Source organism: Streptomyces sp. NPDC037126, assembly GCF_055605965.1.
This window is the reverse complement of the sequence record NZ_JBVJTD010000004.1, coordinates 61,589-79,133: the sequence shown is the minus strand read 5'-3', so window position 1 is coordinate 79,133 and position 17,545 is coordinate 61,589. Positions and strand designations below refer to the sequence as shown.

At 71.8% G+C, this 17,545-nt stretch carries 16 protein-coding genes and 2 pseudogenes; 8 read left to right on the top strand and 10 right to left on the bottom strand.

Translation table 11 applies throughout. The features are described from left to right. Positions 1-44 precede the first annotated feature (44 nt). Both ACZ7FF_RS11885 and ACZ7FF_RS11880 read left to right on the top strand, forming a co-directional pair. Complete coding sequence (locus ACZ7FF_RS11885; protein WP_470811585.1) at positions 45-782, top strand: DsbA family oxidoreductase; 738 nt, start codon at positions 45-47, stop codon at positions 780-782. A gap of 82 nt (positions 783-864) precedes the next feature. Then, positions 865-1,800, top strand: coding sequence for an NADP-dependent oxidoreductase (locus tag ACZ7FF_RS11880; RefSeq protein WP_470811583.1), 936 nt, complete (start codon positions 865-867; stop codon positions 1,798-1,800). A 121-nt stretch (positions 1,801-1,921) separates the two neighbouring features. Here ACZ7FF_RS11880 and ACZ7FF_RS11875 read toward each other — a convergent pair whose 3' ends face one another. After that, a complete protein-coding gene (locus tag ACZ7FF_RS11875) occupies positions 1,922-2,872 on the bottom strand; it encodes an NADP-dependent oxidoreductase (protein ID WP_470811582.1) in 951 nt (316 codons plus the stop codon). A 129-nt stretch (positions 2,873-3,001) separates the two neighbouring features. Next, the gene (locus tag ACZ7FF_RS11870; RefSeq protein ID WP_470811581.1) at positions 3,002-3,499 is read right to left on the bottom strand and encodes a hypothetical protein; all 498 of its coding nucleotides are present in this window, start codon (positions 3,497-3,499) and stop codon (positions 3,002-3,004) included. 246 nt (positions 3,500-3,745) lie between these two features. Here ACZ7FF_RS11870 and ACZ7FF_RS11865 point away from each other — a divergent pair, with 246 nt between their 5' ends. Then, positions 3,746-3,970 (top strand): hypothetical protein, encoded by a 225-nt coding sequence (locus ACZ7FF_RS11865; protein ID WP_470811579.1) that lies wholly within the window; start codon positions 3,746-3,748, stop codon positions 3,968-3,970. A 277-nt stretch (positions 3,971-4,247) separates the two neighbouring features. Here ACZ7FF_RS11865 and ku read toward each other — a convergent pair whose 3' ends face one another. Beyond that, on the bottom strand, positions 4,248-5,165 hold the full coding sequence (gene ku, locus ACZ7FF_RS11860) for a non-homologous end joining protein Ku (RefSeq protein WP_470811577.1): 918 nt from the start codon (positions 5,163-5,165) through the stop codon (positions 4,248-4,250). A gap of 131 nt (positions 5,166-5,296) precedes the next feature. On the opposite strand from ku, the gene ACZ7FF_RS11855 reads away from it, so the two are divergent. Both ACZ7FF_RS11855 and ACZ7FF_RS11850 read left to right on the top strand, forming a co-directional pair. Beyond that, the gene (locus ACZ7FF_RS11855) at positions 5,297-5,560 is read left to right on the top strand and encodes a hypothetical protein (RefSeq protein WP_470811575.1); all 264 of its coding nucleotides are present in this window, start codon (positions 5,297-5,299) and stop codon (positions 5,558-5,560) included. A 143-nt stretch (positions 5,561-5,703) separates the two neighbouring features. Continuing rightward, complete coding sequence (locus ACZ7FF_RS11850; protein ID WP_470811573.1) at positions 5,704-5,943, top strand: hypothetical protein; 240 nt, start codon at positions 5,704-5,706, stop codon at positions 5,941-5,943. A gap of 18 nt (positions 5,944-5,961) precedes the next feature. On the opposite strand, the pseudogene ACZ7FF_RS11845 reads toward ACZ7FF_RS11850, so the two are convergent. The 4 genes and pseudogenes from ACZ7FF_RS11845 to ACZ7FF_RS11830 form a co-directional block, all read right to left on the bottom strand. Continuing rightward, a pseudogene (locus tag ACZ7FF_RS11845) lies at positions 5,962-6,147 on the bottom strand (antibiotic biosynthesis monooxygenase); the annotation flags it as partial. Positions 6,148-6,209: 62 nt separating this feature from the next. Then, positions 6,210-6,548: pseudogene (locus ACZ7FF_RS11840) on the bottom strand (amidohydrolase family protein); the annotation flags it as partial. Then, positions 6,549-6,920, bottom strand: a complete 372-nt coding sequence (locus tag ACZ7FF_RS11835) for a hypothetical protein (RefSeq protein ID WP_470811571.1) — start codon at positions 6,918-6,920, stop codon at positions 6,549-6,551. Positions 6,921-7,005: 85 nt separating this feature from the next. Then, positions 7,006-8,016 carry a LysR family transcriptional regulator gene (locus tag ACZ7FF_RS11830; RefSeq protein ID WP_470811570.1) on the bottom strand — a complete coding sequence of 337 codons (1,011 nt, stop codon included), beginning with the start codon at positions 8,014-8,016 and terminating at the stop codon, positions 7,006-7,008. Positions 8,017-8,087: 71 nt separating this feature from the next. Here ACZ7FF_RS11830 and ACZ7FF_RS11825 point away from each other — a divergent pair, with 71 nt between their 5' ends. Then, positions 8,088-9,191 carry a YeiH family protein gene (locus ACZ7FF_RS11825; RefSeq protein ID WP_470811569.1) on the top strand — a complete coding sequence of 368 codons (1,104 nt, stop codon included), beginning with the start codon at positions 8,088-8,090 and terminating at the stop codon, positions 9,189-9,191. A gap of 82 nt (positions 9,192-9,273) precedes the next feature. Here ACZ7FF_RS11825 and ACZ7FF_RS11820 read toward each other — a convergent pair whose 3' ends face one another. Then, positions 9,274-12,630 carry a lectin gene (locus tag ACZ7FF_RS11820; protein WP_470811568.1) on the bottom strand — a complete coding sequence of 1,119 codons (3,357 nt, stop codon included), beginning with the start codon at positions 12,628-12,630 and terminating at the stop codon, positions 9,274-9,276. A gap of 740 nt (positions 12,631-13,370) precedes the next feature. Between ACZ7FF_RS11820 and ACZ7FF_RS11815 the strand changes: the two genes are divergently transcribed. Beyond that, on the top strand, positions 13,371-14,738 hold the full coding sequence (locus tag ACZ7FF_RS11815; protein WP_470812225.1) for a methyltransferase domain-containing protein: 1,368 nt from the start codon (positions 13,371-13,373) through the stop codon (positions 14,736-14,738). Between the two features lie 117 nt (positions 14,739-14,855). Here the strand turns inward: ACZ7FF_RS11815 and ACZ7FF_RS11810 are convergent, their stop codons facing one another. Further along, a complete protein-coding gene (locus ACZ7FF_RS11810; protein WP_470811567.1) occupies positions 14,856-15,605 on the bottom strand; it encodes a TioE family transcriptional regulator in 750 nt (249 codons plus the stop codon). A 68-nt stretch (positions 15,606-15,673) separates the two neighbouring features. Between ACZ7FF_RS11810 and ACZ7FF_RS11805 the strand changes: the two genes are divergently transcribed. Next, a complete protein-coding gene (locus tag ACZ7FF_RS11805) occupies positions 15,674-16,942 on the top strand; it encodes an erythromycin esterase family protein (RefSeq protein WP_470811565.1) in 1,269 nt (422 codons plus the stop codon). Between the two features lie 45 nt (positions 16,943-16,987). Here ACZ7FF_RS11805 and ACZ7FF_RS11800 read toward each other — a convergent pair whose 3' ends face one another. After that, positions 16,988-17,536, bottom strand: a complete 549-nt coding sequence (locus ACZ7FF_RS11800) for a GNAT family N-acetyltransferase (protein ID WP_470811563.1) — start codon at positions 17,534-17,536, stop codon at positions 16,988-16,990. Positions 17,537-17,545: the final 9 nt, after the last annotated feature.

Here is a 17,545-nt window from a genome sequence, read left to right as displayed (position 1 = left end):
CCCACAGTACCGAAGACACCGGGTTGTTGACCGGACGTTCCAGAATGGTCTACAGTTCTGGAACGAAAGGTCCAGAACCTTGGACGGCTCCCCACCTGGTCTGGTGGGCGGGCCACCGAGGAGCAGAGGAGCACGCTGTGAGGGTAGACATCTACTCCGACGTCGTATGTCCCTGGTGCTACATCGGCAAGCGCCGGTTCGAGAAGGCGCTGCAGGCGTTCCCCGGGGCGGCCGACGTGGAAGTGGCCTACCGCCCCTTCCAGCTGAACCCGCAGGCCACACGGGCCGTCGAACCCTCGGCCCAGGTGTACGAGCGCAAGTTCGGCCGCCCCGCCGAGGAGATCTTCGGTCCGCTGACACGGGCCGCCGCCGCGGAGGGGATCACCTTCCGCATGCAGGACGCGCTCGCCACCAGCACCTTCACCGCGCACCGCCTGCTGTGGCTGGCCGGACGGGAGCACCGGCAGGCCGAGGTGAAGGAGGGCCTGCTCGCGCACTACTTCACCCACGGAGGCGACCTGGGCGATCACGGGCAGCTCGCCGAGGTCGCGGCTTCCGCCGGGCTCGACCGGGAGGCGGTCCTCGCCTTTCTCGACTCGGAGGAGGGCGAGGACGAGGTCCGGGCCGAACTCGCGGACGCCGCCGCGCTGGGGATCAGCGCCGTACCGACCTACGTCTTCGACGGCCGGTTCGCGGTGCAGGGCGCGCAGAGCCCCGAGCTGCTCCTGGAAACCCTCACCCGGGTCGCCGCCGAGACGCCTGCCCACCCGGCGCGCGGCTGACGCCCCGCCGTATCCGTATCCATCCCTTTTCACTTCACGCCCCGGCACCGTGCAGGGGCGCCGTCCCCCAAGGAAAGTCACCATGAAGGCAGCAGTCATCCACCAGTACGGCCAGGTCGGCGACGTGGTCACCGTCACCGACGTCCCCGCCCCGTCGCTCGGCCCCGAGGACGTTCTGATCGAGGTGCGGGCGGCGGGCGTGAACCCGATCGACCACCTGATCGTCAAGGGCTTCCTGGGCCAGGGGGAGCTCGCCGGGCCGCTCACCCTCGGCAGCGAGGCGGCCGGCGTGGTCATCGCGACCGGCACCGCGGTCACCCGGTTCGCCGTCGGTGACGAGGTCTTCACCCGGGTCGACCCGCGGGTGGGCGGCGCCTTCGCCGAGTTCGTCGCCGTGCACCAGGGCCTGGTCGCGGCCAAGCCGGACTCGCTCTCCTTCGAGGAGGCCGCCTCCCTGCCGCTGGTCGGCCTGACCGCCTGGCAGGCGTTCACCGAGCAGTCGGCCGTCGGCGAGGGCAGCCGGGTGCTGGTCCACGGCGGGGCCGGCGGAGTCGGGTCCGTCGCGGTCCAGATCGCCAAGGCCCTGGGGGCGGAGGTCATCGCCACCGCGAGCACCGACAGCGTCGAGCTGGTGCGGGAGCTGGGGGCGGACCGGGTGATCGACTACCGGACCGAGCGGTTCGACGAGCTGGTCTCGGACGTGGACGTGGTGCTGGACACCGTCGGCGGGCAGACCCAGGAGCGCTCGTTCCGCGTGCTCAAGCAGGGCGGCACCCTCGTCTCCATCCTTCCCGTCGCCGACGCCGAGGAGCGCGCGGCCGAGTGGAAGGTCGACGTCCGCAGCTTCTTCATGCACCCGGACGGCGCACAGCTGGCCGAGCTCGCCGACCTGGTGCGCACCGGCCGGCTGCGCCCGCTGCTGCAGAGCGTGTTCCCGCTCGACTCCACGGCCGACGCACTGGCGGCCGTCGAGCGCGGCGGCGCCCGGGGCAAGACCGTGCTCAGCGTCTCCGCCTGACCGACCGCCGGCCCACCGCAGGATCGGTCCCCCGGCAGCTCCTCAGCCCTCGCCGGGGGACGAATTCCGCTACAGGTGCGCCGAGTTGCCCCGTGGTCGGCCGCGACCGGCGACCGTCCGTTCAGTCCGAGACGTGGAGGACGATCTTGCCGCGCCGGTGCTCCCTTTCGAGGGCCTCGTACGCGGCACGGCACTCGGACAGGGGCAGCACCCGGTCCACGGACGGGACCAGGCGGCCGTCCTCGACCAGGTTGGTGATCGAGTCGAGTCCGGCGCGGTCCGGCTCGACGACGAAGAAGACGCCTCGGGGGTTGTGCCGCTCGGCCGCCTCCGGATCCGGTGGCTCGGCGATGCCCACCAGCGTGCCGCCGGACCGCAGCACGTCCCAGGACCTGGTCGTCGTCGGCCCGCCCACCATGTCGACGACGACGTCGACGTCGTGCACGTGGTCCTCGAACCGGTCGTGTGCGTAGTCGAGGACGGTGTCGGCGCCGAGTGAGCGTACGAAGTCCTGGTCCGCCGCTCCGGCGGTGGCGGTGACGACACCGCCGAGCGCCGAGGCGATCTGTACGACGAAGGAACCCACGCCTCCGGCACCGCCGTGGACCAGGACGCGTTGCCCGGTCCGCAGACGAGCATGGTCGACCAGGGCCTGCCAGGCGGTCAGCGCCGCCAGCGGTACGGCCGCCGCCGCGTCGTGCGTCAGCGACGCGGGCTTGGCCGCCACCACGTCGGCGGGAAGCGTGACGTACTCGGCCGCGGCACCGTCGCGGGTGAAGGGGACGAGGCCGTACACCGCGTCGCCCACCTGCCGGTCGGTCACATCGGCGCCACGAGCGGCCACCAGGCCCGAGAACTCGTGCGAGGGAATGACGGGTGTGCGGTCCCGCCCCGAGGAGTCGAGACTGTCGGTCCACGTGGCGTCCCAGCCCAGCTCCCCGGCGGTGACGGACGCGGCCCGCACCGCGACCAGCACCTCCCCCGGACCGGGCTCGGGACGCGGCGCCTTCTCGTAGGCGAGCTGCTCTGGGCCGCCCCGCCGATGCGCCCGGACGGCGTTCATCGTGGTCATGATCTCTCCCTCGTTCGGCCGGCGGAGGACGGCAGCCCGCCGTGCGGCAGGCAACAGGATCACATCGGCGACCGCGTCGGTCCGGGAGAAACGGCGGGGGGACGATCGAGCGGGCGACCGCCCGGCTGTTCAGCAGCCGCCGCAGTTGTAGTACAGGACGTCCCAGTGGCTCCCCTCGTCGGTGTAGACGTTGCCGGAGGCCGCCGTCCACATCGGGTAGCCGTCGCCGCGCAGACCGGAGTAGCTGAAGTTGTTCTTGATGTAGTTCCCGATGCAGGTGTACTTGCTGTAGTCGAGCTTGTAGCCGTTCCAGTGCGAGTACGTGCCGCTGGCGTGCCCGGTCTCGGTGCCGCCGGTGATGTTCAGGGCGCAGCCGCTGGCGCGCTTGAGGGTCTGGGCGCCCTGGGCGGTGGCGAGGTTGAGCTGGTCGAAGGACGTGCAGGTCGAGTTGTTGCGGTCCGAGCAGTTGCCGGAGGAGGACCAGGTGATGCCCACCTGGCGGAACATCTGGGTCGCCGTGGCCTGGCTGATCTTGGTGACGGCGAAGGCGTCGGTTGCGGTGCCGAGGACCGCGACGCCGGGAGCGACGACGAGGGCGAGAGCGGTCAGTGCGGAGCGGACCTTCATGGGGAGCCTCCTGCGAAGTGCCGTGCGTCGATGGGGCGGCCGTGCAGGTGGTGCCACGAGATGATGTCAGAGTTCTACGCGCGTCTGCCAGAGGGGCGGCCGGGTTCCGGGGCGCGCCGCGCAGCGGTTCCGAGGACCGGCGGGGGCCGCCGTACGAGGTGCCGCGCGTCGGTGCGCGTACTGAATCGGGTAGGAGTCGACGACCACGCGGTCCGTCCCGGCCTCGCCGTTTCCTACACTCGGCGCATGAACAACTACACATGCACCCATTGCGGCACCGTCGGCCTGATGGAGGGGTTCATCGAGGACGCCGGCGAGCACTCGCGCGGGTACGCACGCTGGATCGAAGGGGCGTTGGAGCGGGGCATCTTCGGGGGTGCGAAGCGCATGGGCCGGCCCCGGCGGCAGATAGAGGCGTACCGCTGCCCCAAGTGCGGACACCTCGAACTGTTCGCCACCGGCGAGGTGTAGTCAGGCTCCGGCACACGCAGTCGCGAGCGCTCCTGTCCCTCGGAGGACGCGCCAGGGTCTCGTCCCCCGGCCAGCCGCAGGGTGGCAAGTGCCGTCAGTCCGGCCGCCGTTCCGACGGTGAGCGCGGCGGGGACTCCCTCGCCGAGCCCGGAGAACACGTACACCGGTCGATCGTTCACGCAGGCGATGGTGAGGCCCGGGGACACCGTCCCCTTCACCCTCGCGGTTCCCCCAACCGCCGCCGCCCGCCCCGCACTCCCGCCCCGCCGAAAGGGCTTCAGGCACTGCGGGGCCGGCGGCCCGCCGTCTTCTTCGCGGTGGTCTTCTTCGCCGCGGCCTTCTTCGCCGGCTGCTTCTTCGCCGCCGCCTTCTTCTTCGGCTTCGGCAGCTCGTGCACGTCGGCCTCGCCCTCGCCACGGGACGCCTTGGCCTTCGACACCGACTCCTGCAGCGCGGCCATCAGGTCCAGCACCTGGGCCGGCTCCTCGGGCTCCGGCGCCTCGGGAAGCGGCTTCTCCTCGCGCTTCGCCTCGATGATCCGTGCGATCGCCTCCGTGTAGCGGTCCTGGAACTCCTCACCCTCCAGCCTGTCGACGGTCATGGTGTCCATGAGCGTGAGGGCGCCGTCGATCTCCTGGTCGGTCACCTCGACCGGGGGCGGCAACAGCTCGGCCGGGTCGCGGATCTCGTCCGGCCAGCGCATGGCGTGCAGGACGAGTACGCCGTCGCGGACGCGCAGCAGGCCCAGCCTCTCCCTGCCGCTCCACGCGTACTTCGCGACGGCGACCTTGGCCGAGCGGCCGAGCGCCTCGACCAGGAGCTTGTACGGCTTGGCCGCGACCTGGCCGGCCGGCTGCAGGTAGTAGCCCTCGGCGATCCGGATCGGGTCGATCGACGCCAGCGGCACGAACGCGTCGATCTCGATGGCCTTCGCCGTCGGCAGCGGGAGGCTGCTCAGGTCCTCGTCCGTGATCGGGACGACCTGCGTCTTGGTCAGCTCGTAGCCCTTGCCGATCTCGTCCTGGGAGACCTCGCGCCCCTCCAGCTCGCACACCTTCCGGTACCGGATCCGGCCCTGGTCCGCCAGGTGGTACTGGCGGAAGTGGATGGAGTGGTCCTCCGTGGCGCCGACCACGTTGATCGGCACGGTGACCAGGCCGAACGAGATCGCGCCGGACCAGATGGTTCGGGGCATGGGACACCTCCGCAGTGGCCCCGAGCATCTCCAGCGTAAGAATGTACCGCCGTGAACGCATACATAAGCGGCCGTTGGAGCGAAGAGGGGGTGTAACCGGGCAAGCGACCCCACAGAACGGAGACCGACCCATGATCATCAAGAAGATGCACGACATGGGCATCCGCAGCGAGCACGCCTACCTCGCCGGCGTCGCCTCCATCGGCCTGAGCTTCGCCTCCTGGCTCACCAGCCTGAAGGCCGAGCAGGCCGGAGTGGAGCGCGCCGACCGGTGGGGCATCTTCGTCGGCGAATGGGCGCCGACGTTCATGGGCCTCGGCCTGGCACTCTCCCGCTACGAGCAGCAGGAAGGCACCCTCAGCGGCGCCCTGCACGCCGTACGGCAGGCCGGCTGATCCGCGCGGCGCGGCCAGCGCCCGCCTCCGGCTCCGGAGGCGGGCGTGCGCGACGGCTCGTCACCGGCCTCCGACAGCTCCACCCGATCGGGCGGTAGGTCCGGAGCCGCGGGTTCCGCGAGGGGCGCTTACGATCCGTGCACGTGACGGACATCCCCTCAGATCTGATCGCGCTGGAGCGCGCCGCCGAGACGGAGCGTGCCCGCCTGGCAGGCCTGTGCGGTGAGGAGTACGACGCGCAGTGGGTCCGCTGGCGCGCGGCGTCCGAGGCCGCCCAGGGCGCGATCACCGCGCACGCGGCGGCCACCGGGGCGAATCGATTCGAACTGGAGCAGGCGGTGAAGCGGGCGGTACGGCACTCCAGGGAGGATCCGGCGGAGTAGGCCCGCTCCCGTCTGCCGCTACGAGCGGTTCGCGGGCACCGTCATCTCGCCCAGTTCGGACCAGTCGTCCTGGGGGACGGTCACGTTGACGATCCTCGGGGTCTCGGCGAGGTACGACGGCAGGGTCGAGCAAGCCGTCGCGAAGTGCTGGGACTTGACGTGCGCGGCGCCGGCCTCGTCGTCGCGGAACGCCTGAGTTCGCACAGCAACTCCCCGATGATCTGCGCCCAGTAGCGGGGCCGGGTGTGGATGAACGGAATCGCCACGGCGAGACCGGCGTAGACGTTGGGCTCCTGCGTGGCGATCCAGCAGAAGTCCTCGAGCCGGGGCAGTCCGCAGTGCTCGACGACGAAGTTCAGGTCGGTGAAGTCCGAGGCCGCCTGGTCGACGTCGGCGACGTCGAACGCGTCGCGGTCCAGCGGGCGGATCGTCGGGCCCTTGTGGATGTGGATGTTCTTGATGCCGAGTTCCTGGCACGCCTCCAGGTAGCGGTACGTCCACGGGTCGCCGAGCTTGTAACCGCGCGAGTCGCCCTGCCACTCGGCCGTGTAGAGCTTGACGCCCTTGAGCTGGAAGCGTTCCGCGTCCCGGCGGAGCTGGTCCAATCACTTCTGCTCGAACCGGGGGTCCCAGAAGTGGTTGTAGGTCAGCTTGCCGGGGTGCTGCCGGGTCAGCGCGAAGGCCTCCTCGGTCTGCCCGAAGCCGTTTCCGTAGAACGCCCCCAGACGGGCGGGCTGGAAAATGGCGTGGTCGACGTGCCCGTCGACGAAAAGGTCCTTCATCAGCCGCTGTCCTCCGTAGTGGAGGAACTCCTCGTACGGCCAGACCTCGGATTCCGGGCTGAGATTGCGGTGGTAGTCGTAGAAGCAGTCGATGAACTGCTTGCCGTGAATGTTCAGCTGGTTCTCGGGGCGCGCGTCCCACAGTGCGACGTGCGCATCCACGATGAAGTAGTTCTCGCCGTCCTTCGTGTACATGTCGGCCTCCGTCCCGGTGACCACCTCGTTTCCGGAAAGCGACACTGGCCCCCATGCAGCCGGTCCTCAGCCCCGGGCTTCTCCTTCACCCGGCCGTTCCTGAACCGGTTCCCGGCGGGCGCCGCGCGCCGGTGACCGCCCGGCGGGCCACCGTGACCAGTTCCGCCGCCGGGCCCACCAGGCGCCGCCCGGTCGGCCAGACCGCGCGCAGGTCGCGGGTGAGGTCGACGCCGGCGACGTCGACGCCGATCAGCCGGCCCTCGGCGATGTCCCCGCGGACGGCCAGCTCGCTCAGCACGGACGGACCGGTGCCGGCGATCACCGCGCCGCGCACGGCGGCCGTCGAACCCAGCTCGACCAGGGGCCGGACCCGCTCGCACCCGGCCAGGTACAGCGCGCGGTCCAGGGTCTGCCGCGTGCCGGAACCGCTCTCCCGCAGCACCAGCGGCGTGCGGGACAGCTCCTGCGCCGACAGCGGCTCCCGTCGCCGCGCCCAGGGGTGACCGGGGTCGACGACCACGACGAGCCGGTCCTCGGCCACCTGCCGCGTGGACATCACCCGGGACAGGCGCGGCCCCTCGATGAAGCCGAGGTCCGCCTCGCCCGACTCGACCAGCTCGGGCACGTGTTCGCTGTTGGTCACCTGCAGCCCGATGTACAGCTCCGGCCTGCGGCGGCGCAGTTCGCTGATCCAGGCCGGCAGCAGGTACTCGGCGATGGTCAGGCTCGCCGCGACGCGCAGTTCGGCCTCCCGCCGGTCGCGCAGCCGGCCCGCGCCGTCGAGCAGTGCGTCCAGCTCGTCCAGGACCCGCCGGGCGTGTCCGGCGACGACCTGTCCGGCCAGCGTCAGCCTGGAGCCGCGGCGGGTCCGGTCGACGAGCACCAGCCCCAGACCGCGTTCCAGCGTGGACAGCCGGCGGCTGGCGGACGGCTGGGAGATCCGCAGCCGCTCGGCCGCCCGGCCCAGACTGCCCAGGTCGGCCACGAGGACGAGCAGCCGCAGCGACTCCAGGTCGGGCGTGCGCAGGGGGAGGTGACCGGCAGGGGGATCCGGCACGGAGGGGTCTGTCACAGCGACAGCGTATGAGTTGGTCATACGCCTGCGCTATGACCTCGTGCTCGAACAGGGGGTACAACGCGGGCTCGGCGCCGACCAGAGTGGTGATCATGAAGGACGCCAGCATCTCCCGGTCGGGGACCGCCCGCCCGCTCCGCCGTACGACGGCCCTCGCCGCCCGCTTCCCCGGATCCGCCGTCCGGCTTCCCGGACTGGCGCTCGCCGTCGGTGTCGCCCTCGTCGCGACCGCGCTGGGCCGACTTGTGCCCGTCGTCGGCGGCCCGGTGAGCGGAATCGTGCTCGGAGTGCTGGTGGCGGTCGCGGTGCGGCCCGGAGAGCGGATGCGCCCCGGCATCGCCTTCGCCGGGCGCGGGGTGCTCCAGGCCGCGGTGGTCGTCCTGGGCGCGCAGCTGTCCCTGGGCCAGGTGCTGCGGGTCGGTGCCGGCTCGCTGCCGGTGATGATCGTGACCCTCGCGGTCTGTCTGACGGCGGCCTACTGGATCGGGCGCCGCCTGGGCGTCGTACGCGATCTGCGCACCCTGATCGGTGTGGGTACCGGCATCTGCGGCGCCTCCGCGATCGCCGCGGTCACGCCGGTCATCGGCGCGGCCGAGGCGGAGGTGGCGTACGCCGTCTCCACGATCTTCGTCTTCAACATCGCCGCGGTGCTGACGTTCCCGGTCCTCGGGCATCTGCTGGGCATGGGCCAGCACGCGTTCGGCCTGTTCGCCGGCACCGCGGTCAACGACATGTCCTCGGTGGTCGCCGCCGCCGCCACCTACGGCGGCCCGGCGGCGAACTACGCGGTGGTGGTCAAGCTGGCCCGCACGCTGCTGATCATCCCCATCTGCCTGGGCCTCGCCGCCCTCGCCCGGCGCCGCGCGCGGACGGCGGAAGCGGCCGCCGGGGAGACGGGCCCCGGACGCGGCGCACCCGGCCCGGTGCGCGTGGGCCGGCTGGTGCCGTGGTTCCTCGTCGGCTTCCTCGTCCTGGCGGCCGTGAACACGGCCGGGCTCGTCCCGTCCGGCGCCCATGGCCCGCTCGGCACGCTCGCCGTCTTCCTGATCACCGTCGCGCTGTCCGCGATCGGCCTGTCCACCGAACCGTCCAGGCTCCGCCGGACCGGCCCCGCCCCCCTGCTGCTCGGCGGCTGTCTGTGGGTGGTGGTGTCCGCCACCAGCCTGACCGTCCAGTTCCTGGCCCGGTACCTCTGAGCACGCCCCGCACGGCCGCGGGCCGGTTCCCGGGAGCCTTCGCCCCGGGAACCGGCCCGCAGTCGTCAGTGCCCGCCGGTTCTCACTGGCCGAAGCCGTAGGCGAACAGGTGGTCGGTGCCGGTCGAGCCCGTCACGGGCAGGGTGATCGAAGCGACCTGCTTGGACGCGTCGAGCGGGACCTTGGTGGCGAAGACGTAGGTCGTCACGCCGTCCCGGCCCCCGCTGCCGGTGTTCCGGTAGCCCGTGGTGACGGCCGTGGTGTCACCCGCCACCGGCTTGCTCGAACCGGCGTTGAGTGTCCAGTCCGAGAAGCCGACGGTCCCCTTCGAGGTGGTGCCGTCGGTGTAGGTGACGGTGACCGTGCCCGAGACCCCGCTGCCGTCGGTCGGCGCGTTGGTCGCCGTGCCCAGCAGGCCGAGCGACGCGCCCGAGGTGCCCGACGGCATCGGGATGGTCTGGCCGGCCATCTCCAGGTTGTCCAGCCGGCCGGCCGTCACCGACGGCCAGGTGTAGGAGATGCCGTCGACCGTGACCGGGGAGCCGCTGGTGACGCCGGCCGAGGACAGCGCGTTCTGCGAGAACGCCCAGCCGCCGCCGTCGAAGCCGCCCGAGAACTTGGCGCCGTCGGGGTAGATGCCTTCGTTGGTGTCGTAGGGCCACAGCTCGCCGGCCTTGGCCACGGCCACGCGGAGCGCGGCCCCGTTCAGGGCCGTCCCGGTGCTGTGGTCGGTCAGCGCGAAGGTGACCGGAAACGTTCCTTCGTTCGCTCCCGCCGTCACGTGGACCTTCGCCTCGGCGCTGCCGGAGGCGGGCACCGTCACCGAGCCGGACGCGGGGTCGAGCGTGACGCCGGAGGGCGCCGTCGCCTTCCAGTCGACGGTGACGTCCTTGCCGCCGAGGTTGGTGAGGGCGAGCGTGCCGTCACCGGACGCGCCCGGCTGGAGCACCAGGCCGTCGCTGGAGGGTCCGGTCGCGGCCAGGACGTGGTCGCCGCCCGTGGTGTCCGACGGCGGCACCGCCGACGGGTCGGATGCCCAGGACTTGTCGGGCTGGGTGCCGAGGGTGAAGTCGAGCGTGCCCGAGCCCTTCAACTGCTGGAACGTCAGCCAGGAGGTGTTCCACTCCTTGCCCTTGACGTCGAGGGACTGCACGTACGGCGCGTCGGCCGCCGCCTGCGGGGCGTTGATCCGCACCGTCTTGCCGTTCGCGAAGGTCACCTGGGCCACCGGGAACGCCGGGCTGCCCAGTGCCAGGGTGTCCGTGCCCGGGGTCTCGGGGTACATGCCCAGCTCGGACCAGACGTACCAGGAGCTCATCGCGCCGAGGTCGTCGTTGCCGAACGAGCCGACCGGAGCGTTGAAGTACAGGTTCTGCTGGGCCGCGCGGACGGCCGCCTGGGTCTTCCAGGGCTCGCCCGTGTAGTCGTACTCCCAGGGGATCTCCACGCTGGGCTCGTTGCTCAGGTTGGCGTTGGTGTTGCCGGGGTCGGTGATGTTGTCGAGGAGGCTGTCCAGGTAGGACGAGTACGCCTTGTCACCGCCACGCGCCTGGATGAGCTGCCGCAGGTTGAACGGGACCATCGGCGTGTACTGGGCCGATGTGCCCTCGACGAAGCCGTTGGAGGTCCCCGGGGTGAAGCCGCCCGCGAACTGGCCGTCCTTGTCCTTCGCCTGCATGTAGCCGGTCTGCGGGTTGAAGACGTTCATCCAGTCCTGGGCACGGGTGGCGAACTTCTCGTAGACGGACGTCTTGCCCAGCGACTTCGCGAAGGCAGCGAGGGCGTAGTCGGCGGAGTCGTACTCCAGCTGGGTGGAGACCGGGCCGTAGAAGTTGCAGCAGCCGTAGTCGTTCTCGTCCAGCGGGAGGTAGCCCTTGGCGTCCCGCACGGACTCGCCCGGGCGGTCGTTGTTCGGGGCGGTGGCCTCGTGCTGCAGGGCGGCGAGCGCCTTGTCCGTGTCGAAGCTGCGCGCCCCGAAGGCGTACGAGTCGGCGATGATGCCGGCTGCCGGGTCACCGACCATGACGTAGCTCTCGCCGTTGTTCGAGGCCCACTTGGGCAGCAGTCCCGTCTGGTCGTAGCCGTTGAGCATCGAGGTGACGACGTCGCTGGTGACCTTGGGCTCGACCATCGCCATCAGCTGGGTCTGGGAGCGGTAGGTGTCCCAGCCCGAGTAGTTGGCGTACTGGGCCTGCTGGCCCCTGGCCAGCTTGTGGACCTGGTTGTCCATGCCCATGTACTGGCCGTTGTCGTCCGAGAAGACGTTCGGGTGCAGCAGCGCGTGGTAGAGCGCGGTGTAGAACTGCGTCTGCTGGTCCGCGGAGCCGCCGCCGATCCGGACCCTGTTCAGCACCGTGTTCCAGGCGTCGTGGTTCGCCTGCGCGACGGCGTCGAAGTTCCAGTTCCCGATCTCGGTGGCGAGGTTGTCCGCGGCGTTGGCGTCACTGGTGTACGAGATGCCGACCTTCGCCTTCACCGTCGGGTCGGCGGAGGTGTCGAACGTCAGGTACATGCCGTTCGCGCCCGTCGTGGGCGGCTGCGCAGCCGTGCTCCGGCCCGTGGCCGACGGCTGGGGCGCGGCGCCGGCCTTCGAGGACGGGGACGAGGTGCCGGCCGACTTGCCGGCGCTCCCGTGCACGGTCGGGGACGGGGCCGGGGGAACGGTGAAGTGCTTCTCCTTCAGCGGCTTCGCCGGGCGCGTCTGCAGGTTCTGCCGGGCCTTGCCGGCCTTCAGCGACGTCGCGTCGGGGTTGATGGTGCCGCCGACCCAGGTGCCGCTGCCGGTGAACGGCTGGTCGAACTTGATGTCGAAGTGCAGGGTGTAGCGGTTGCTCGCGCCGCAGAAGTGACCGCTGTCGATCGAGCCGCTGATCTCCTTCTTGTTCACCACCTGGACGCGGGTGCCGTCCACCTGCGTGGCGCCGCCGCTGAGCTTGAACAGCAGGTTGGCCTGCTTGCCCGCGGGGAAGGTGAAGGTGCCGAGGCCCGCTCGGGTGGTGTCGGTCAGCTGGGTGGTTACCCCGCCCGCGTCGGTGACCTTGTAGCGCCCGATGCCGGTCTGCTCGTCGTCGTGGCTGAAGCCGACGGACGTGCTGCCGAGGTTGCCCGACAGGGCGCCGGTCAGCGGCAGGACGGGCAGGTCGCCGGCGACACCGCAGCCGGGACCCGAGACGTGGGTGAGGCTGAAGCCGGACAGCTTGTCGTCGTTGTACTCGTAGCCGCCGCCGGAGGGGCGGTTGGGAGTCGTGTCCGGGCCCCACTGCACCATGCCGGCCGGCATGTCGGGGCCCGGGAAGGTGTCGACCTCTCCGGAGGTGCCGATGAGGGGGTTGACGAGGGACGCGGGGTCCTTCACCAGGGGCGGTGTCGCGGCGCTCGCGGCCTGGGCGGCACCGATCGCGGGGAGCGGGAGTGCCGCGACGCCCAGGACGGAGATCACGGCCAGGCGTTGGCGGAGTCTTTTGCGGTTACGTGGCGCAGCTGAACGTCGGGGTCTGACCATCGGTTGCCTCCGCAGCGGTTCTTGCTTCGCACAGGTACTGACGAGCCGTGGGACGGGACGCCGGTGACGGGCAGCGGTGCCGGCCGCCTCGGGACGGCCTGACAACGTTGCCATACACGAGTGTCGAGTGAAACGCGTGGGCTCACGGCATGTCAACGAGGCCAACAGCAGTTTCTGAGCGCGAAGTTCGCAGCGGTGTCCCCGGGGCCATGCCGCCACGGCCGGCCGGTGGTCCTGGAACCCCGGCGAAGCGGGACCGGCTCCGGGCGGCCGTCATGTGGGCCCCGGGCCGTCGAGGGTGAGGCGGCGTCACCCCGCCGAAGCCGGGCCGAGTCACGCACCCCGCACAGCCGGACACTCCGCGCGCGCCACCGCCACGGGCACACATGACCAGCGGGAACAGGGGCGAGACGCAGGGGTCACGAGCACGCGCGAGCCCAGGCCGCCGAGGAGGCTCGGCACCTTCCCTCCACGGCCCACGGCGACACGGTGAACGGTCGGACCCGGTGACGCCGCGCGCCTTCCACAGCACCGCGCAGACGTGTTCGAATCCGCGACGGCCCGGGCCCAACTGGTCCGCCGGCAAAGGGGCTTCGTCGCGAAAGCGACGGCCCGGCGATCCCCCGCCGCCGTGAACCGCCGGCCGGGGACGCGCCGGGACCGACCGGGACGTCGTACTGGACTCGACGTCCCCGGCCCAGCGCGTCGCCTTCATCCTCCACGACGTCTTCCGGCACCCCTTCGCCGAGGTGGCCGCGATCGTCGGCCGTACGCCGGCCGCGTGCCGCCGGCTGGCCTCCTCGGCACGCCGCCGGATCCGCGACGCGCAGGTGGCGTCAGGTCCCTCCGGTCCGAGGGCCGGGGACGCCGTCGTCGTCAGGAACCTCAAGCAGGCCTGGGCGGCAGGCGACGGCGGCGCCCTGGTCGGCCTCCTGGATCCGGGGGCCACGGTGGTCGGCGACGGCGGGAGCCTGGTGAGCACCCTGCGCCGACCGCTCCGGGGCCCCGAGAACATCGCACGCCACCTGGTCCGCATCACCACGCGGCTGTCCGGGCTGACGCTCCTGGAGCGCACCGTCAACGGGCAGCCCGGCCTGGTCGGCCGCCAGGACGGTGCCGTGGTGACGGTGTACTCCTTCGGCATCGCGGGCGACCGCGTCCGGTACCTCTGGGCGATGCGCAACCCCGAGAGGCTCCGGTGCCGGGGGTGTGACCCCGAGCGGTGGGGCGGTGGCCGCGTCCGGCGGCACGGCTACGGTGACCGCATGGACAAAGACCAACGGCTGGTTCATTCCTCGTCGTTCGGCGCCGCGGCGGTCGCCTATGCCGAGCACCGTCCGGACTACGCGCGGGCCGCGGTGGACTGGGCGCTCGGGAGCGCGCCCGGTCCGCGTGTGCTCGACCTCGGTGCCGGCACCGGCAAACTCACCGCGACGCTGGTGGCGCTGGGCGCCGAAGTCGTCGCGGTCGAGCCCGACCCGGCGATGCTGACCGAGCTGCGCCGCTCGCTGCCCGGTGTCCGCGCCCTGCCGGGCAGCGCCGAGGCGATACCGCTGCCGGACGCGTCCGTCGATGCCGTGCTGGCCGGCAACGCCATGCACTGGTTCGACATGGACGTCGCGGGCCCCGAGATCGCCAGGGTCCTCGCACCCGGCGGCACCCTGGCCGGCCTGTGGAACGTCCTGGACGACCGGGTCGAGTGGGTCGCCGGCCTCGCACGGGTCGGCGGGAGCGCGGCCGTCGGCCCCCGGGACACGCCCACCGGCTGGCGCGCCGAGACCGCGGACGCACACCTTCCGAGGACCGGCGCGGCTCCCCGGTTCGGCTCGCCGGAGCAGGCCGGGTTCCCACACGGGCAGCGCCGCACCGCCGACTCGCTCGTCGCGGCCCTCGCCACACGAGCGGGAGTCCTCGTCATGCCGGAACAGGAACGAGAGGCCACGCTGGGCCGGATCCGCGCCCATCTCGCGAGCAGGGCGGAGACCGCCCGCGGCGAGTTCACCCTCCCGATGCTGACCGGCGTGCTGCGCGTCCGGCGGCTGTGAAGCCTGACGCCGACGTCTCGGCTTCCCCGACTTCCGCCGGCCACCTGGGAGTCGTCGACGCATGGGACGGCCCGACGCGGTCCCATCGGTCGTGCCACCGGCGTCGACCAGGTGCTCTCACGCGCGCTCGCGGAGGTACGCCTCCAGCTCCGCGGCACCGTTCAGCATCGCCCGCCCGCGGGCGGACAGCCGACCGCGCCAGTCGCGCAGTGCGGTCTCCAGAGGCTCCAGCCCACCGGCCGCCCGCACCTGGGCGATCAGCGGGGCGATCTGCTCCAGCAGGTAACCGCCCCGCCTGAGCTGGTGGGTCAGCCGGGCGTCCCGTACGTCGGCCTCGTCGTAGACGCGGTACCCGGTCCGCGGGTCGCGGCGCGGGCGTACCAGCCCGGCGCGCTCCCATTTGCGCAGCGTCGCGGGGCGGATTCCGAGCTGCCCGGCCAGCGGCCCGATGAACGCGCCACCGGGCCCGGACCCCGCGGCCGGCTCGGGCACCTTCAGGGGCTCGGGTGCCACAGCGGGTTCCAGATCGCGGAGGGCGCTCTCCACGGCCTGAAGGGTTCGCCGGTCCTCCAGGAGCTGGGCGTGGCTCTCGTCGACGAGGCGGAATCCCTCGTCGAAGGCGCCCTCGTTCAGGGCCCGCATGATCGACGTCGCCGTCTGGTGGCCGTGTCCCGGAAGCAGGGCGAGGAACGCGCGCAGGGCCGCCGCGTGCAACGGCGTGTAGACCCGATAGCCGGTGGGTGTGCGGTCGGCGACCGGAAGGACGCCGGCCTCCTCGTAGTTCCTGATCGCCTGCGTCGACAGACCGTGCTCCCGCGCCAGATCGACCGGCCTGAGCCGCCCACCTCTTTGAAGGTTTCTCCCCATGAAGTCGACCATAGCGCTGTGACACGCGGCCAAGTTTCAATCGAAGGTTCAACGATACCGTTTAGGGCATGGCTACCGACATCAAGGACTCCGTCCACGCCGTCGAGGCTCCCGCCGTCATGGGGCTGCTCCGGTCGCGGCCGCGCCTGCTCGCCCTGGGTGAACCCACCCACGGCGACAACACCCTGCTCGAACTGCGCAACGAGCTCTTCCGGCAGCTCGTCGAGCAGGAGGGCCACCGGACGATCGCGATCGAGAGCGACTGCATGACGGGCCTGGTCGTGGACGACTTCGTCGCCTCCGGCACGGGCACCCTCGACGAGGTCGTGGAGCGCGGGATCAGCCACGGCTGGGGCACCTTCGCGGCCAACCGCGAGCTCGTGCGCTGGATGCGCGACTACAACGACGGCCGGCCCGCGTCCGAACGGCTCCGCTTCGCCGGCTTCGACGGACCGCTGGAGATCACCGGCGCCGCGAGCCCCCTGCAGGCCCTCGCCGCGCTCCACGGCTACCTCGCGGCCCGGGTGGACGCGGACCTGCTCCCCTGCACCGCCGAGACGCTCGACCGCCTGCTCGGCGCCGACGACCGGTGGAGCAACCCCGCGGCGATGACGGACCCGGCGCAGTCCGTGGGCCGGTCGGCGGAGGCCCGTCAACTGCGGCTGCTCGCCGACGATCTGGGCGCTCTGCTCGACGAGCAGACGCCGCACCTGCTCGCGACGACCTCGCGGGACGACTGGGACCGGGCGCTCCTGTACCGGCGGACCGCCACCGGCCTCCTGCGCTACCACCACTGGATGGCCGACACCTCACCGGCCCGCATGACGCGGTTGTGCGCGCTGCGGGATTCGATGATGGCCCAGAACCTTCTTGCCGTCGCCGCTCGGGGTCCGGCGCTCGTCCACGCCCACAACTCCCACCTCCAGCGGGAGAAGAGCACGATGCGGATGTGGCAGGGGCCGGTGGAGTGGTGGAGCGCCGGCGCGCTGGTGAGCGCCCGAATCGGCGAGGAGTACGCCTTCTTGGCCACGGCCCTCGGCACGATCCGGCACCAGGGAGTGGACGCGCCGCCGCCGGAGACCCTCGAAGGGCTCCTCTACGCGCTCCCGGACGACCGCTGCGTCATCGACGCCCGCCGACTGGCCACCGCCCTCGGCGACGGGCCGCCCGCACCCCGGGTGTCTCCCTGGTTCGGCTACGCCCCGCTCGACCCGGCCCACTTGGCGGACAGCGACGGCATCGTGTTCGTCAAGGACGTCCTCCAGGGCCGGTGCAGGCCCTCGGGATCATCGAGCGGTGCCGGCGGACACGGCGCGGGCCTCGCGGGCCGTCCGTGACGACCCGCTGCGGTCACATGGGCCCTGAGGAACGACCGGCCTGGCTCAACCGGACCGCCCGGCCGAGGTCCACATGCCGAACCACTGCTCGGCGCCGTACTCCTCGAACCGCTCCACCTCGGTGAAGCCGAGCTTCGCCGCGAGGCGCACCGAACGGGCGTTGGCGGTCTGGGTGGTGAGCACCACCGGTTCGCCGGGCAGGACGCCGGCGAACCAGTCGAGCGCCGCCACGCAGGCCTCGGCGGCGTACCCGCGCCCCCACGCTTCCGGCAGGAACATGTAGCCGAGTTCGGCGTCCCCGGCAGCCGGGCGCACATGGCTCGGACGCACGGTGTCGCGACGATCGAACGTGATCATGCCGATCATCGCCCCGTCGAGCTCGACCACGAAGAAGCCGGGGCGCCGCCCGGGAACCGCGGGCACCGTGCGCTCGACTTCGTCACGCGGTCGAGCGCCACCGACATACGTGCCCACCTCCGGCGAGGCGAACAGTTCGACGCACGCCGCTCGGTCGCGTGCCTCGGACTCGCGGAGCACGAGCCGTTCGGTCCTTATGGGGGCAGGTGGCCAGGCGACGGGTCCGGGTCCGGTCATGCCGGGCAA

Excerpts from the sequence above, each read along its gene's own strand:
- ACZ7FF_RS11870 (WP_470811581.1), bottom strand. The coding sequence starts at position 3,499 with ATGAAGGTCCGCTCCGCACTGACCGCTCTCGCCCTCGTCGTCGCTCCC.
- ACZ7FF_RS11855 (WP_470811575.1), top strand. The coding sequence starts at position 5,297 with ATGATCATCAAGAAGATGCACGACATGGGCATCCGCAGCGAGCACGCC.
- ACZ7FF_RS11810 (WP_470811567.1), bottom strand. The coding sequence starts at position 15,605 with ATGGGGAGAAACCTTCAAAGAGGTGGGCGGCTCAGGCCGGTCGATCTG.
- ACZ7FF_RS11830 (WP_470811570.1), bottom strand. The coding sequence starts at position 8,016 with ATGACCAACTCATACGCTGTCGCTGTGACAGACCCCTCCGTGCCGGAT.
- ACZ7FF_RS11805 (WP_470811565.1), top strand. The coding sequence starts at position 15,674 with ATGGCTACCGACATCAAGGACTCCGTCCACGCCGTCGAGGCTCCCGCC.
- ACZ7FF_RS11875 (WP_470811582.1), bottom strand. The coding sequence starts at position 2,872 with ATGACCACGATGAACGCCGTCCGGGCGCATCGGCGGGGCGGCCCAGAG.
- ACZ7FF_RS11865 (WP_470811579.1), top strand. The coding sequence starts at position 3,746 with ATGAACAACTACACATGCACCCATTGCGGCACCGTCGGCCTGATGGAG.
- ACZ7FF_RS11825 (WP_470811569.1), top strand. The coding sequence starts at position 8,088 with ATGAAGGACGCCAGCATCTCCCGGTCGGGGACCGCCCGCCCGCTCCGC.
- ACZ7FF_RS11880 (WP_470811583.1), top strand. The coding sequence starts at position 865 with ATGAAGGCAGCAGTCATCCACCAGTACGGCCAGGTCGGCGACGTGGTC.
- ACZ7FF_RS11800 (WP_470811563.1), bottom strand. The coding sequence starts at position 17,536 with ATGACCGGACCCGGACCCGTCGCCTGGCCACCTGCCCCCATAAGGACC.
- ACZ7FF_RS11885 (WP_470811585.1), top strand. The coding sequence starts at position 45 with ATGGTCTACAGTTCTGGAACGAAAGGTCCAGAACCTTGGACGGCTCCC.
- ACZ7FF_RS11835 (WP_470811571.1), bottom strand. The coding sequence starts at position 6,920 with ATGTACACGAAGGACGGCGAGAACTACTTCATCGTGGATGCGCACGTC.
- ku (WP_470811577.1), bottom strand. The coding sequence starts at position 5,165 with ATGCCCCGAACCATCTGGTCCGGCGCGATCTCGTTCGGCCTGGTCACC.